Source organism: Escherichia sp. E3659 (assembly GCF_005781135.1).
In the GTDB taxonomy this organism is placed as follows: domain Bacteria; phylum Pseudomonadota; class Gammaproteobacteria; order Enterobacterales; family Enterobacteriaceae; genus Escherichia.
In genome coordinates, this window is the sequence record NZ_VATQ01000015.1 from 57,458 (window position 1) to 72,374 (window position 14,917).

Sequence of the window (14,917 nt, forward strand, 5' to 3'; positions counted from 1 at the left end):
GAGGGCCGGGGTGAGGGCATCAGCGCGCACATTGCTCCTATGCCCGTTTACCAACCTTACGAATACTTTTTCGTCCGCCGCGTTGGTGCGGTATTCGCCGGGTCGTCCGGCCAGACGTGTTTGGGATAACGCCCTTTCATCTCCTTTTGCACCTCACGATACGTCCCTTTCCAGAAGGCCCCCAAATCACGCGTGATTTGCAGCGGCCTTTGGGCGGGTGAAAGTAACTCCAGCACCAGCGGCACACGCCCCTGGGCGATTGTCGGATTGGTGGCTTCGCCAAACATCTCCTGCATTCTTACTGCCAGCGCAGGTGGGTTATCTTCATGATAACGAATGGCGATCCGACTTCCCGTCGGCACAGTGTAATGCGCAGGCAGGGAACTCACCAGACGTTGCTGCATTCCCCAATCGAGTAATCCATGCAGCGCCTGGTAAATATCGACTGATTTCAGGCCACGCAGCGAATGTACACCGCTCATATGCGGCAACAACCACGTTTCAAGCGTCGCCAATAAACTCGCGTCATCGACCGCTGGCCAGTCATACTCTGGTAACCACTTCGCAGCGCACAGTAAACGCAGGCGTAGCTGTTCCGCTTCTGGCGTCCAGTTGAGGACGTTTAATCCTTTATCGCGTATACCGTTAAGCATCGCCTGATGTAATTCTTCTTCCGAAGGTTTCGCTAGTGGCTGCACTTTTACCGTGAGCTGGCCAATTTGCAGCCGACGCCAGGCTTTCAGCGTGCCTTGAGCATCGTCCCACTCCACAGTGTCAGACTGCTGCACCAGTTGCGGGCAACGTTCTACTAACGTATCAATATTGACCGGCAGCGCCAGCAAAATCCGCGCATCCGGCGAGGCGCTGCCCTGCAACAATAACGGTGCGATCAGCCATTCGTGGCGGTTTAACGCGTCGTCGGCATCCAGCATCGCCCCCATGCCGTTCGCCAGTTGATAGCGACCATCTTGCCCACGTCGACGAGCAATACGATCGGCAAACGCTCGGGTAAGTAGCGGCGCAATAAGCGAACTGTCCTCCTCACCGCCGCGTACGTTTAAGCGTTTCAACAGTTGCTGACTACGTTGCTGCCAGGCAGGTTGATTGCGCGAGAACGCCACGCCAAGATCGCCATTACCCATCCGTGGCGGTTCTTCGAGAATGGCGGCAATTTTTGCGGCGGTAGCCGCTTCATCGTCACTCTTCGCGCTCACCAGCATTGCCGCCAAACGCGGATCGTTACCCAGCGCCGCCATTTTTTGCCCTTGCGCACTAAGCCGTTCACCGTCCAGCGCCCCCAGCATTTGTAACAGGCGTTTCGCCGCCTGTAGATTCACCGCTGGCGGGTGATCCAGCCAGTTCATCTGTGCCGGATCGCTACATCCCCATTGCAGTAATTCCATCAACAAACCGGAGAGATCGCTTTGTAAGATCTCTGGTTCACTTTGCGCTGCGGCGCGTTCCGCCTGCTCTTTAGCGATTAAATGCAGGCAAATACCTGGCTCCAGACGCCCGGCGCGCCCGGCACGTTGCGTCATCGACGCCTGACTAACGCGCTGAGTGATCAACCGAGTAAGACCCGTACGCGGATCAAAGCGCGCAACCCTTTCCTGGGCGCAATCCACCACCAGACGGATACCTTCGATGGTTAGACTGGTTTCAGCGATGTTGGTCGCCAGCACCACTTTGCGCATTCCTTGCGGCGCAGGGAGGATAGCTTTTCGCTGATCGTTCAGCGACAACGCCCCATACAGTGGGCAGAGCAACACATCACTGCCGATGCGTGACGCCAGTTGTTCCTGCACGCGCTGAATTTCTCCGACGCCAGGTAAAAATAACAGTAATGACCCAGTTTCCTGGCGCAACAATTCGGCGGTAGCGGCAGCTACTGCTTCGTCAAAGCGTTGGTGTGCAGGCAACGGCAAATAGCGGCGTTCCACCGGATACGAGCGCCCTTCGGAAACAACAACGGGCGCTTCTGGCAGCATCTGCTGCAAGCGATCGTTATCCAACGTAGCCGACATAATCAGCAGCTTTAAGTCATCGCGCAGACCTTGTTGCACATCGAGTAACAACGCCAGCGCCAAATCCGCCTGCAAACTGCGTTCATGAAATTCATCGAGGATCACCAGCCCCACGCCGTTCAGTTCCGGGTCGCGCTGGATCATGCGCGTCAACACGCCTTCGGTGACCACTTCCAGACGAGTATTCGGCCCGACGCAGTTTTGCGCACGCATCCGGTAGCCAACTGTGTCGCCAGGCTTTTCGTTTAGCAGCTCCGCCAGGCGTTGCGCAACGTTACGCGCCGCCAGTCGACGTGGCTCCAGCAGGATGATTTTCCCGTGAATCCCTGAATGCGCCAGCAGTTGCAGCGGTAGCCAGGTCGATTTTCCGGCTCCGGTCGGCGCACTTAATAACACCTGCGGCGCATAATCGAGGGCGGCAAGTAATTCAGGTAAGACGGCTGCAACGGGTAACGACGACACAAAACGCTCCAGAGGGTTAACATTCTTCGCGCCACATTGTAGCATCGCGATAATTCATAACCGAGTGCCTGACATGTCTGAACCGCAACGGCTGTTCTTTGCCATTGACCTACCTGCTGAAATCCGTGAACAGATTATTCACTGGCGCGCCGCACAGTTTCCACCTGAAGCAGGCCGCCCGGTCGCTGCTGAGAATTTGCATCTGACGTTGGCGTTTTTAGGCGAAGTAAGCGCAGACAAAGAGAAGGCGCTCTCACTTCTGGCCGGGCGGATCCGTCAACCAGGTTTTACACTCACGCTTGATGACGCCGGTCAGTGGCTGCGTTCACGCGTGGTGTGGCTGGGTATGCGCCAGCCGCCGCGCCGCTTAATCCAACTGGCGAATATGCTCCGTTCGCAGGCAGCACGCAGTGGTTGTTTTCAAAGCAATCGACCATTTCATCCGCATATCACCTTATTGCGCGACGCCAGCGAGGCGGTAACAATCCCACCGCCTGGTTTTAACTGGTCGTATGAGGTGACGGAGTTCACTCTTTATGCTTCCTCGTTTGCCCGTGGACGTACACGCTACACACCACTCAAACGCTGGACGCTGACGCAATAACAAGGATTGTCATAATGGAATTTTCTCCTCCTCTACAGCGCGCCACGCTAATTCAGCGTTATAAACGCTTTTTAGCCGATGTGATCACACCTGATGGTCGTGAATTGACGCTACACTGCCCCAACACTGGCGCGATGACCGGATGTGCAACGCCTGGCGATACCGTCTGGTATTCGACTTCCGACAATACAAAACGGAAATACCCGCACACCTGGGAATTGACCCAAAACCAAAGCGGCGCATTTATTTGCGTTAATACGCTTTGGGCGAATAGATTGACGAAAGAGGCTATCCTTAATGGGGAAATTTCGGAGCTATCAGGCTATAGCTCGCTGAAAAGCGAAGTAAAATACGGTGCCGAGCGCAGTCGTATTGACCTCATGTTACAGGCGAGGTTTCGACCTGACTGCTATATTGAAGTGAAATCGGTTACGTTAGCGGAAAATGAGCAAGGTTACTTTCCCGATGCCGTTACCCAACGTGGGCAGAAACACCTTCGGGAGTTGATGAGCGTAGCGGCTGAAGGCCAACGTGCGGTGATTTTTTTCGCTGTACTGCATTCAGCCATTACACGGTTTTCACCCGCGCGCCACATCGATGAGAAATACGCGCAACTATTGTCAGAAGCACAACAGAGGGGAGTAGAAATTCTGGCTTATAAAGCAGAACTTTCTGCTGAAGGTATGGCTCTTAAAAAATCACTGCCTGTTACATTGTAGTAGTGTAAGTAACTGGTTAATTTACATTCTGGTCGCGTGCGCAAATACGCTTTTCCTCACACAGTTGTCAAGTGTTACGTTTAGATAATTGCTATCCGGAAAAGCATCTGCTATTTATAGCGGCCTCATTTTTCCCCCGAACATGGGGATCGATAGTGCGTGTTAAGGAGAAGCAACATGCAAGAAGGGCAAAACCGTAAAACATCGTCCCTGAGTATTCTCGCCATCGCTGGGGTGGAGCCATATCAGGAGAAGCCGGGCGAAGAGTATATGAACGAAGCCCAGCTGGCGCACTTCCGTCGTATTCTGGAAGCATGGCGTAATCAACTCAGGGATGAAGTCGATCGCACCGTTACACATATGCAGGATGAAGCAGCCAACTTCCCGGACCCGGTAGACCGTGCAGCCCAGGAAGAAGAGTTCAGCCTCGAACTGCGTAACCGCGATCGCGAGCGTAAGCTGATCAAAAAGATCGAGAAGACGCTGAAAAAAGTGGAAGACGAAGATTTCGGCTACTGCGAATCTTGCGGTGTTGAAATTGGTATTCGTCGTCTGGAAGCGCGCCCGACAGCCGATCTGTGCATCGACTGCAAAACGCTGGCTGAAATTCGCGAAAAACAGATGGCTGGCTAATTACAGCCGTTCCATCACGTTTACCACAGGCGGGAAATACTCCCGCCTTATTTTTTGTTCAAAGAGATGACAGACACACAGTATATTGGTCGCTTCGCCCCCTCTCCTTCCGGCGAGCTTCATTTTGGTTCTCTGATTGCCGCGCTTGGCAGCTATTTGCAGGCTCGCGCCCGGCAAGGTCGCTGGCTGGTACGCATTGAAGATATCGACCCGCCTCGTGAAGTTCCCGGTGCCGCAGAAACTATCCTGCGCCAGCTGGAACATTACGGCCTGCACTGGGACGGCGATGTTCTTTGGCAATCCCAACGTCACGACGCCTATCGCGAAGCACTCACCTGGTTACGTGAGCAAGAGCTAAGTTATTACTGCACCTGCACGCGTGCGCGTATTCAAAGCATTGGCGGTATTTACGACGGTCATTGCCGAGCATTGCATCATGGACCAGACAACGCGGCTGTGCGTATTCGGCAGTTGCATCCGGTCACGCAGTTTACTGATCAACTACGCGGAATTATTCACGCCGACGAAAAACTGGCACGAGAAGATTTTATTATTCATCGTCGTGATGGTTTGTTTGCCTATAACCTGGCGGTGGTGGTCGATGATCACTTCCAGGGCGTCACAGAAATTGTTCGTGGGGCAGATTTAATTGAACCGACAGTGCGGCAAATCTCGCTGTACCAGCTTTTTGGCTGGCGGGTGCCAGATTACATTCATTTACCGCTGGCGCTAAACGAACAAGGCGCTAAACTTTCCAAGCAGAATCATGCGCCTGCGTTACCGAAAGGCGATCCGCGCCCGGTGTTAATCGCGGCACTTCATTTTCTGGGTCAGCAGGCAGAAGCGCACTGGCAGGATTACAGCGTAGAGCAAATCCTTCAGTCAGCCGTCAAAAACTGGGCGCTGACCGCCGTGCCAGAGTCGGCAATTGTAAATTCAACATTCTCAAATGCGTCATGCTGAGCTATGATTAGCCGCTATTTTTTTGTCCTGAATGATGTTTGACACTACCGAGGTGTATTATTTTTACCCGAGTCGCTAATTTTTGCCGCAAGGTGTTGAGCCGCGAGGAGAGCGAAGCTGAACAGGCAGTCGCCCGTCCACAGGTGACGGTGATCCCGCGCGAGCAGCATGCTATTTCCCGCAAAGATATCAGTGAAAATGCCCTGAAGGTAATGTACAGGCTCAATAAAGCGGGATACGAAGCCTGGCTGGTTGGCGGCGGCGTACGCGACCTGTTACTTGGCAAAAAGCCGAAAGATTTTGACGTGACCACCAACGCCACGCCTGAGCAGGTGCGCAAATTGTTCCGTAATTGCCGCCTGGTAGGTCGCCGTTTCCGTCTGGCTCATGTGATGTTTGGCCCGGAAATTATCGAAGTCGCCACCTTCCGTGGTCACCACGAAGGCAACGTCAGCGACCGCACGACTTCTCAGCGCGGGCAAAACGGCATGTTGCTACGCGACAACATTTTCGGTTCCATCGAAGAAGACGCCCAGCGCCGCGATTTCACTATTAATAGTCTGTATTACAGCGTCGCGGATTTTACCGTCCGTGATTACGTTGGTGGCATGCAGGATCTGAAAGACGGTGTAATCCGCCTGATTGGTAACCCGGAAACGCGCTACCGTGAAGATCCGGTACGTATGCTGCGCGCAGTACGTTTTGCCGCGAAACTGGGGATGCGCATCAGCCCAGAAACCGCCGAGCCGATCCCACGCCTTGCTACTCTGCTCAACGATATTCCGCCAGCACGCCTGTTTGAAGAGTCTCTTAAACTGTTGCAAGCGGGCTACGGTTACGAAACCTATAAACTACTGTGTGAATATAATCTGTTCCAGCCGCTGTTCCCGACCATTACCCGTTACTTCACGGAAAATGGCGACAGCCCAATGGAGCGGATCATTGAGCAGGTACTGAAGAATACCGATACGCGTATTCATAACGATATGCGCGTTAACCCGGCGTTTTTGTTTGCCGCCATGTTCTGGTATCCACTGCTGGAAACAGCGCAGAAAATTGCTCAGGAAAGCGGCCTGACCTATCACGACGCTTTCGCGCTGGCGATGAACGATGTGCTGGACGAAGCCTGCCGTTCACTGGCGATCCCGAAACGTCTGACTACGCTAACTCGCGATATCTGGCAGCTGCAGCTGCGTATGTCCCGTCGTCAGGGCAAACGTGCATGGAAACTGCTGGAGCATCCGAAATTCCGCGCCGCCTACGACCTGCTGGCCCTGCGTGCTGAAGTGGAACGCAACGCCGAGCTGCAACGTCTGGCGAAATGGTGGGGTGAGTTCCAGGTTTCTGCGCCACCAGACCAAAAAGGGATGCTCAACGAGCTGGATGAAGATCCAACACCGCGCCGTCGTACTCGCCGTCCGCGCAAACGCGCGCCGCGTCGCGAGGGTACCGCATGACGGTGGCATATATTGCCATAGGCAGCAATCTGGCCTCTCCGCTGGAGCAGGTCAATGCTGCCGTGAACGCTTTAAGCAACATCCCCGCAAGCCATATCCTCGCCGTATCCTCGTTTTACCGTACTCCCCCGCTTGGCCCGCAGGATCAGCCCGACTACCTCAATGCTGCCGTAGCGCTGGAAACAACGCTCGCACCAGAAGAATTACTCAACCACACACAGCGTATCGAATTGCAACAGGGTCGTGTTCGTAAAGCTGAACGCTGGGGACCACGCACGCTGGATCTCGACATCATGCTGTTTGGTAATGAAGTGATAAATACCGAACGACTGACCGTTCCGCACTACGATATGAAGAATCGTGGATTTATGCTGTGGCCACTGTTTGAGATTGCGCCGGAGCTAGTTTTTCCTGATGGGGAGACGTTGCGTGAAACCTTACATACAAGAACATTTGACAAATTAAACAAATGGTAATTTATTTATATTGCGAATATAAATATTTTCTGAAAATCAAATTTCAACTCTTCCCTTAATACCGATTTTAGTTTAAACATTTTTTGCAGAAACATAATATAATTTCCCGCAGATAAATATCATTCCCATCGCCATACCCTAATCAATTGCACTTGTGAATTTATTTTTGCTTAATCTTGAATTAAGTAAATTTAATTTGCTCAAAACCCTCTAAAGTGCAAAATAAGCGACCTGATGAACAATGGTTGTAAATTTTGGTAACAAATATCATTGCTCATTAATATCTAATATTTGCTTCCCATATTTGTGTCATGAATAGTCATTCTTCAAACAAGTAGTCTGACTAATGGAATTTTATTCAAGGATTATTATGTCTAAAAAATTAGGTTTTGCCCTGTCTGGTCTTATGCTGGCAATGGTTGCAAGTACTGCTTCTGCTGCTAACGATATGGACGGTGGTCAGTTAAATATCAGTGGTCTGGTTGTTGATAACACCTGTGAAACCCGCGTTGACGGCGGTAATAAAGATGGTCTGATCCTGCTGCAAACTGCAACTGTTGCTGAAATCGATGCTGGCGTACTGAATGACACCGTTGGCGCTAAAGCTAAACCTTTCAGCATCACCGTTGACTGCAGCAAAGCAAATCCGAATCCAGGTAGCACGGCTAAAATGACCTTCGGTTCTGTTTTCTTTGGTAATAGCAAAGGAACGCTGAACAACGATATGTCTATTAACAACCCGTCTGACGGCGTAAATATCGCTCTGCACAATATTGATGGTTCCACTATCAAACAAGTTCAAATTAACAATCCTGGCGATGTGTATACTAAAACCATGGATGCGACGACAAAATCTGCAGTTTATGATTTTAAAGCGTCTTACGTTCGTGCTGAAGCAAGTCAGACAGCAACTGCTGGTTATGTAAAAACTAACACTGCATATACCATTACTTATCAGTAAGTATTCACCAATTAAATTGATTGAATGAATATACAGGGAATAGTATTAATAATTACTATTTTTATATTATTCCCTGTCTTAATTAACTCTGTCAGGGATGGTTTATGTTTTTTAACACCAAACATACAGCAGCTTTATGCTTCGTAACCTGTATGGCTTTTAGCTCATCGACTATTGCGGATATCGTCATTTCTGGTACTCGCGTAATATACAAAGGCGATCAAAAAAGCGTCAACGTACGTCTGGAAAATAAAGGGAATAACCCATTGCTTGTTCAGAGCTGGTTAGATACTGGCGATGACAACGCAGAACCTGGCAGTATTAAAGTCCCCTTTACCGCCACGCCGCCAGTATCGCGTATTGATGCTAAACGTGGGCAAACAATTAAATTGGTGTATACCGCCAGTACCTCGCTGCCTAAAGACAGAGAGAGCGTGTTCTGGTTTAACGTACTGGAAGTTCCTCCAAAACCAGATGCCGAAAAGGTAGCAAATCAAAGCCTACTGCAACTGGCATTTCGCACACGTATAAAACTGTTCTATCGCCCGGAAGCATTGAAGGGAAATCCCTCTGAAGCACCATTAGCCCTGAAATGGTCCTGGTCAGGTTCCGAGGGTAAAGCAGCATTACGAGTGGCCAATCCAACCCCTTACTACGTCTCTTTTAGCAGTGGTGATTTAGAAGCCAGCGGTAAACGCTATCCGATTGATGTGAAAATGATTGCACCATTCAGTGATGAAGTCATGAAAGTCACTGGCCTTAATGGCAAAGCAAATTCTGCAAAAGTGCATTTTTACGCCATTAATGACTTTGGTGGAGCCATTGAAGGTAATGCCAGTCTGTAATCAGGCAAGGATATAATTCCGCAGGAAGCATAACGTGACTATAAAACCAACTAAAAATTATCATAATCATCTGACCCGTATCGCTACGTTTTGCGCGCTGCTGTATTGCAATAGTGCTTTCTGTGCTGAACTTGTTGAATATGACCATACCTTCCTGATGGGGCAGAATGCCTCAAATATTGATCTCAGCCGGTATAGTGAAGGTAACCCTGCTATACCGGGTGTTTACGACGTCAGTGTTTATGTCAACGATCAACCAATCATTAATCAAAGTATTACATTTGTAGCGATTGAAGGAAAAAAGAACGCCCAGGCCTGTATCACACTTAAAAATTTATTGCAGTTTCATATTAATTCTCCCGATATAAACAGCGAAAAAGCTGTTCTGCTTGCCCGAGATGAAGCTCTCGGCAATTGCCTCAATTTGACGGAAATTATCCCTCAGGCTTCCGTTCGTTATGATGTTAACGATCAACGTCTGGATATAGACGTTCCTCAAGCCTGGGTAATGAAAAATTACCAAAACTATGTTGATCCATCGTTATGGGAAAACGGCATTAATGCGGCCATGTTGTCATACAACCTCAATGGATATCATAGTGAAACCCCTGGTCGAAGAAATGACAGCATTTATGCTGCTTTTAACGGTGGGATGAATTTAGGTGCATGGCGACTGCGTGCCTCAGGCAACTACAACTGGATGACCGATTCTGGCAGTAATTATGATTTTAAGAATCGGTATGTTCAACGTGATATCGCCTCGCTGCGATCTCAACTCATTATTGGTGAGTCTTATACTACGGGCGAAACCTTTGATTCCGTCAGTATCCGAGGCATTCGCTTATACAGTGACAGCCGCATGTTGCCTCCGACATTAGCCAGTTTTGCGCCTATCATTCATGGTGTTGCCAATACCAACGCCAAAGTCACTATTACGCAAGGTGGCTATAAGATTTATGAAACGACTGTGCCGCCAGGCGCTTTCGTCATTGATGATCTGAGTCCGTCAGGGTACGGCAGCGATCTTATTGTTACTGTCGAAGAATCCGATGGCTCAAAGCGGACATTCTCGCAACCTTTCTCATCAGTTGTTCAAATGTTACGCCCTGGCGTTGGACGCTGGGACATTAGCGGCGGTCAGGTCTTAAAAGATGATATTCAGGATGAGCCTAATTTATTTCAGGCCAGCTACTACTACGGTCTGAATAACTATCTGACGGGTTATACCGGTATTCAGATTACCGATAATAACTATACCGCCGGTTTGTTAGGTCTTGGCCTGAATACCTCAGTCGGTGCATTTTCTTTAGATGTGACTCACTCCAATGTTCGTATCCCGGATGATAAAACATATCAGGGGCAAAGTTATCGTGTTTCCTGGAACAAGTTATTCGAAGAAACAAGTACTTCACTGAATATCGCGGCCTATCGCTATTCGACACAGAATTATCTTGGTCTTAATGATGCACTAACTCTAATTGATGAAGTGAAACATCCCGAACAAGATCTTGAACCGAAATCCATGCGTAATTACTCGCGCATGAAAAATCAGGTTACGGTCAGTATTAACCAACCGTTGAAATTTGAGAAAAAAGATTACGGTTCATTTTATCTTTCCGGAAGTTGGTCCGATTACTGGGCTTCCGGACAAAATCGTAGCAATTATTCTATTGGCTACAGTAACAGTGCATCCTGGGGCAGCTACAGTGTCAGTGCACAGCGTTCATGGAATGAAGACGGCGACACTGACGATAGCGTTTATCTCAGTTTCACCATTCCTATTGAAAAAATACTTGGCACTGAACAACGTAATTCAGGTTTCCAGAGTATTGACACGCAACTAAGCAGTGACTTTAAGGGTAATAACCAACTCAACGTCAGTAGCAGTGGCTATAGCGATAACGCTCGCGTCAGTTATAGCGTCAATACTGGCTATACGATGAATAAAGCCAGCAAAGATTTGAGTTATATTGGGGGTTATGCCAGCTATGAGTCACCGTGGGGAACCCTGGCAGGTTCAGTTTCTGCAAATAGCGATAACAGCCGTCAAGTTTCTCTCAGCACCGACGGTGGCTTTGTATTGCATAGCGGCGGCCTGACCTTCAGTAATGACAGTTTTAGCGACTCCGATACACTGGCGATAGTTCAGGCTCCAGGTGCTCAAGGAGCGCGAATAAATTATGGCAACAGTACTATCGATCGATGGGGGTATGGTGTCACCAGTGCTCTTTCTCCTTATCATGAAAACCGTATCGCGCTGGATATTAACGATCTCGAGAACGATGTTGAATTAAAAAGTACCAGTGCTGTTGCTGTGCCGCGTCAGGGGTCAGTCGTCTTTGCTGATTTTGAAACCGTGCAAGGGCAATCAGCTATTATGAATATCACACGAAGTGATGGTAAAAATATTCCATTTGCTGCAGATATTTATGATGAGCAAGGTAATGTCATTGGGAATGTTGGACAGGGTGGACAGGCTTTTGTTCGTGGTATTGAGCAGCAAGGAAATATCAGCATTAAGTGGATAGAAGAAAGTAAACCTGTAAGTTGCCTTGCGCATTATCAACAAAGTTCAGAAGCAGAAAAAATAGCGCAATCTATTATTCTGAATGGAATTCGGTGTCAGATTCAGTAACTACAAGGGACGTCAAATGATAAAAATAACGCCATATAAAATAGCGACACTGATGGGAATATTATTATCCCCATCAGTATTAGCAACGGATATCAATGTAGAGTTTACAGCTACTGTCAAAGCGACAACCTGTAATATCACCCTTACTGGTAATAATGTCACGAATGATGGCAATAATAACTACACATTAAGAATCCCCAATATGGGCCTGGATAAGATCGCGAATAAAACTGCAGAATCTCAGGCTAACTTTAAACTGGTTGCCAGTGGATGCAGCAGTGGCATTAGCTGGATTGATACCACTCTGACCGGAAACGCATCATCAAGTTCACCCAAGCTTATTATACCGCTGTCTGGTGATACAAATTCGACGACAAGTTATATCGGTATGGGTTTCAAAAAACAGACCACTGATGATGCTACTTTCCTTAAGCCTAACAGTGCGGAAAAGATACGCTGGAGCACAGAAGAAATACAGCCAGACAAAGGTCTTGAAATGACTGTTGCGTTACGTGAAACAGAGGCAGGGAAAGGTGTACCTGGAAATTTTCGCGCCCAGGCAACGTTTAATTTCATCTATCAATAACAAGGATAATTAAGATGACATTTAAAACTTTACGTTATGGATTATCCAGCAGTGTTGTTTTGGCTGCCTCATTGTTCAGCGTACCCTCTTATGCGGCAACAGACAGCATTGGGCTGACCGTTATTACCACCGTTGACATGGGTACTTGTACAGCTACATTAGTAAATGACTCTGATCAGGACATTTCTGTTGTTGACTTTGGCGATGTATATATTTCTGAAATCAATGCCAAGACCAAAGTTAAAACATTCAAACTCAAATTCAAAGACTGTGCGGGTATCCCCAATAAAAAAGCACAAATAAAATTAACCAAGCGAGCCACATGCGAAGGGACTGCTAATGACGGTGCGGGGTTCGCAAATGGTTCCGCAGCCGCAGATAAAGCAAGTGCCGTCGCTGTTGAAGTCTGGAGCACCGAAACTCCGGCAGCCGGGAGCGCGACACAATTTAGTTGTGTGACACCAGCATCTCAAGAGGTCACTATCTCCACTGCTGCCAACGCGGTTGTTTATTACCCGATGAGTGCTCGCCTGGTCGTCGAAAAAAATAAAACCGTAAGCAATGTCACTGCGGGTAAATTTTCTGCACCTGCCACATTTACAGTAACCTATAACTAACAGACTGACAGATTCAGGAACTATATATGCATCCCACTCAACGTAAGCTGATGAAGAGAATAATTCTGTTTCTGTCATTACTGTTTCCCATTACCTGTCCAGCGATCGCTGGACAGGATATTGACCTTGTTGCTAATGTAAAAAACAGCACTTGCAAAAGCGGAATCAGTAACCAGGGTAATATTGATCTTGGCGTCGTTGGGGTGGGATATTTTTCAGGTAATGTTACTCCTGAAAGTTATCAACCAGGTGGAAAAGAGTTCACTGTCACTGTCTCAGACTGTGCATTACAGGGAACTGGCGATGTGTTAAATCAGTTACATATTGATTTTAGAGCCCTTAGCGGTGTCATGGCTGCTGGCTCCAGGCAAATATTTGCCAATGAAGTTACAACCGGGGCTAAAAATGTCGGTGTCGTTCTCTTTTCCATTCAGGATCCGGCTAATATATTCAATGTTCTTAGTTCAGCGGGAAATTCTCGTTCAGTGTATCCAGTAATGACTTCTGCCCTGAATAATTCGTCATGGAAATTTTATGCCAGAATGCAAAAAATCGATCCCGCGCTGGATGTTATATCTGGCCAGGTGATGAGTCATATATTAGTTGATGTGTACTATGAATAATAGATCAAAACAAACGACTGCTATTATGACAGCAGCGAATGGTGGGGTAATGATGAAGACATTCTTCAAATACTTTCTTTTTTTAGTACTATCCTGTTCTTGCTTTACAGCGATTGGTAATGATACAAGTTTTCTTGTTGGTAACAATGCCGGGGTAGGCGAAGGTAATTTCAATGGACCGAGTACTGCGGCTCAGGTCACTTTTAGATATGCTTCAACAGCTAATAATTTAGTTTTTTATAAACCTACGCAACTTGGCCCGACAGGTGTTAAATTGCGCTGGGAAGAATTAGATACAGCCAGCGGTGGCGGTTTTCTTTACTGTAATACCTCTGACAGGGCAAATAAAAATGGACTAACGGATATTGAAAATGCCATGGTTTATTCAGGTAAAGACTATGGTGGACATAAGTTATTTAAAACCTCTGTCCCTGGCTTGTATTACACCCTTTTTATTGCAAGACTTTGGTCTGCATATTCAACAAAAACGACTATTAGCGACTCTGGTTTATATATTGGAGATACTACACCCCAACAATTCCAGTGGATCATCACAGACCCTGACCTACAAAAACGCGGCTGCGATAACGCGATATGGTACGATAGATTCTGGGCCATCGGCGGTGTTGTACACGACCTTACGATTGAATTTTATACTGACACCGATTTTAACCCTACAACAAACCAGCAAGTATCTTTGTCAAGTTCATCGACATTTCTTTATGCGTTTAAGGCCAAAAGTCCCGGTACTCGTGTTGTAGATCACAGCCATCACCTTTATATCGACTTTAATCTACTCAATGTTAAGTTAACCAACCCCACCTGCTTTACTGCTGTACTTACCGGAAAATCAGTAAGTGGTTCGACGGTAAAAATGGGAGAATATGCACCAGGGCAGATAAAAAATGGCGCGACTCCGGTTCCTTTTGATATTTCTCTCCAAAACTGTGTTCGCGTTGGTGATATAGAGACAAAGCTATCTTCAGGGAAACTAGGTACAGAAGACAAGCAACTCCTTGGTAACACACTCACTGGCAGCAACGCAGCAAAAGGCGTTGGGGTATTGATTGAAGGATTAGCAAACAGTAAAAGTGCCCTAATGATACTGAAACCGAATGATTCAACTTCTGTTTATAAAGATAATACGGGCCAGACGCAGGATAACGATTCAGATGCGATTTACCCGAAAGCTGACGGCATAACGTATCCACTTCATTTCCAGGCGACATTAAAGCAAGACGGGAATATTGCTATCGAACCCGGGGAATTTAAAGCTACCAGTACTTTCCAGGTAACCTATCCCTGATAACAT

At 47.8% G+C, this 14,917-nt stretch carries 14 protein-coding genes; 13 read left to right on the plus strand and 1 reads right to left on the minus strand.

All coding sequences use genetic code 11. From position 1 onward, the window contains the following. Window positions 1-56 precede the first annotated feature (56 nt). Entirely contained in the window at window positions 57-2,486 is a 2,430-nt protein-coding gene (gene hrpB / locus FEK47_RS12365) for an ATP-dependent helicase HrpB (RefSeq protein ID WP_135486650.1), read from the minus strand. Between the two features lie 73 nt (window positions 2,487-2,559). On the opposite strand from hrpB, the gene thpR reads away from it, so the two are divergent. The 13 genes from thpR (at window position 2,560) to FEK47_RS12430 (ending at window position 14,911) form a co-directional block, all read left to right on the plus strand. After that, a complete protein-coding gene (gene thpR, locus FEK47_RS12370; protein ID WP_135486651.1) occupies window positions 2,560-3,090 on the plus strand; it encodes an RNA 2',3'-cyclic phosphodiesterase in 531 nt (176 codons plus the stop codon). Window positions 3,091-3,104: 14 nt separating this feature from the next. Beyond that, on the plus strand, window positions 3,105-3,809 hold the full coding sequence (gene sfsA / locus FEK47_RS12375) for a DNA/RNA nuclease SfsA (protein ID WP_135486652.1): 705 nt from the start codon (window positions 3,105-3,107) through the stop codon (window positions 3,807-3,809). Between the two features lie 177 nt (window positions 3,810-3,986). Further along, window positions 3,987-4,442 (plus strand): RNA polymerase-binding protein DksA, encoded by a 456-nt coding sequence (gene dksA, locus FEK47_RS12380; protein ID WP_001155227.1) that lies wholly within the window; start codon window positions 3,987-3,989, stop codon window positions 4,440-4,442. A gap of 66 nt (window positions 4,443-4,508) precedes the next feature. Further along, a complete protein-coding gene (gene gluQRS, locus FEK47_RS12385) occupies window positions 4,509-5,405 on the plus strand; it encodes a tRNA glutamyl-Q(34) synthetase GluQRS (protein WP_167854646.1) in 897 nt (298 codons plus the stop codon). 59 nt (window positions 5,406-5,464) lie between these two features. After that, entirely contained in the window at window positions 5,465-6,862 is a 1,398-nt protein-coding gene (pcnB, locus tag FEK47_RS12390) for a polynucleotide adenylyltransferase PcnB (protein WP_205712856.1), read from the plus strand. Further along, window positions 6,859-7,338, plus strand: a complete 480-nt coding sequence (gene folK / locus FEK47_RS12395; RefSeq protein ID WP_135486654.1) for a 2-amino-4-hydroxy-6-hydroxymethyldihydropteridine diphosphokinase — start codon at window positions 6,859-6,861, stop codon at window positions 7,336-7,338. Before pcnB ends, folK begins: the two co-directional genes overlap by 4 nt. A gap of 370 nt (window positions 7,339-7,708) precedes the next feature. Beyond that, the gene (locus tag FEK47_RS12400) at window positions 7,709-8,299 is read left to right on the plus strand and encodes a fimbrial protein (RefSeq protein ID WP_135486655.1); all 591 of its coding nucleotides are present in this window, start codon (window positions 7,709-7,711) and stop codon (window positions 8,297-8,299) included. A gap of 104 nt (window positions 8,300-8,403) precedes the next feature. Further along, window positions 8,404-9,144 carry a fimbrial chaperone gene (locus FEK47_RS12405; RefSeq protein WP_130217354.1) on the plus strand — a complete coding sequence of 247 codons (741 nt, stop codon included), beginning with the start codon at window positions 8,404-8,406 and terminating at the stop codon, window positions 9,142-9,144. A gap of 34 nt (window positions 9,145-9,178) precedes the next feature. After that, window positions 9,179-11,779: a Yad fimbria usher protein HtrE gene (gene htrE / locus FEK47_RS12410; RefSeq protein WP_135486656.1), complete on the plus strand. Its 2,601-nt coding sequence runs from the start codon at window positions 9,179-9,181 to the stop codon at window positions 11,777-11,779. A 16-nt stretch (window positions 11,780-11,795) separates the two neighbouring features. Further along, window positions 11,796-12,365, plus strand: coding sequence for a fimbrial protein (locus FEK47_RS12415; RefSeq protein ID WP_135486657.1), 570 nt, complete (start codon window positions 11,796-11,798; stop codon window positions 12,363-12,365). A 14-nt stretch (window positions 12,366-12,379) separates the two neighbouring features. Next, window positions 12,380-12,982 (plus strand): fimbrial-like protein YadL, encoded by a 603-nt coding sequence (gene yadL, locus FEK47_RS12420; protein WP_135486658.1) that lies wholly within the window; start codon window positions 12,380-12,382, stop codon window positions 12,980-12,982. 26 nt (window positions 12,983-13,008) lie between these two features. Beyond that, window positions 13,009-13,605, plus strand: coding sequence for a fimbrial-like protein (locus FEK47_RS12425; protein WP_135486659.1), 597 nt, complete (start codon window positions 13,009-13,011; stop codon window positions 13,603-13,605). A 49-nt stretch (window positions 13,606-13,654) separates the two neighbouring features. Then, window positions 13,655-14,911 carry a fimbrial-like adhesin gene (locus FEK47_RS12430; RefSeq protein WP_276609630.1) on the plus strand — a complete coding sequence of 419 codons (1,257 nt, stop codon included), beginning with the start codon at window positions 13,655-13,657 and terminating at the stop codon, window positions 14,909-14,911. Window positions 14,912-14,917 lie beyond the last annotated feature (6 nt).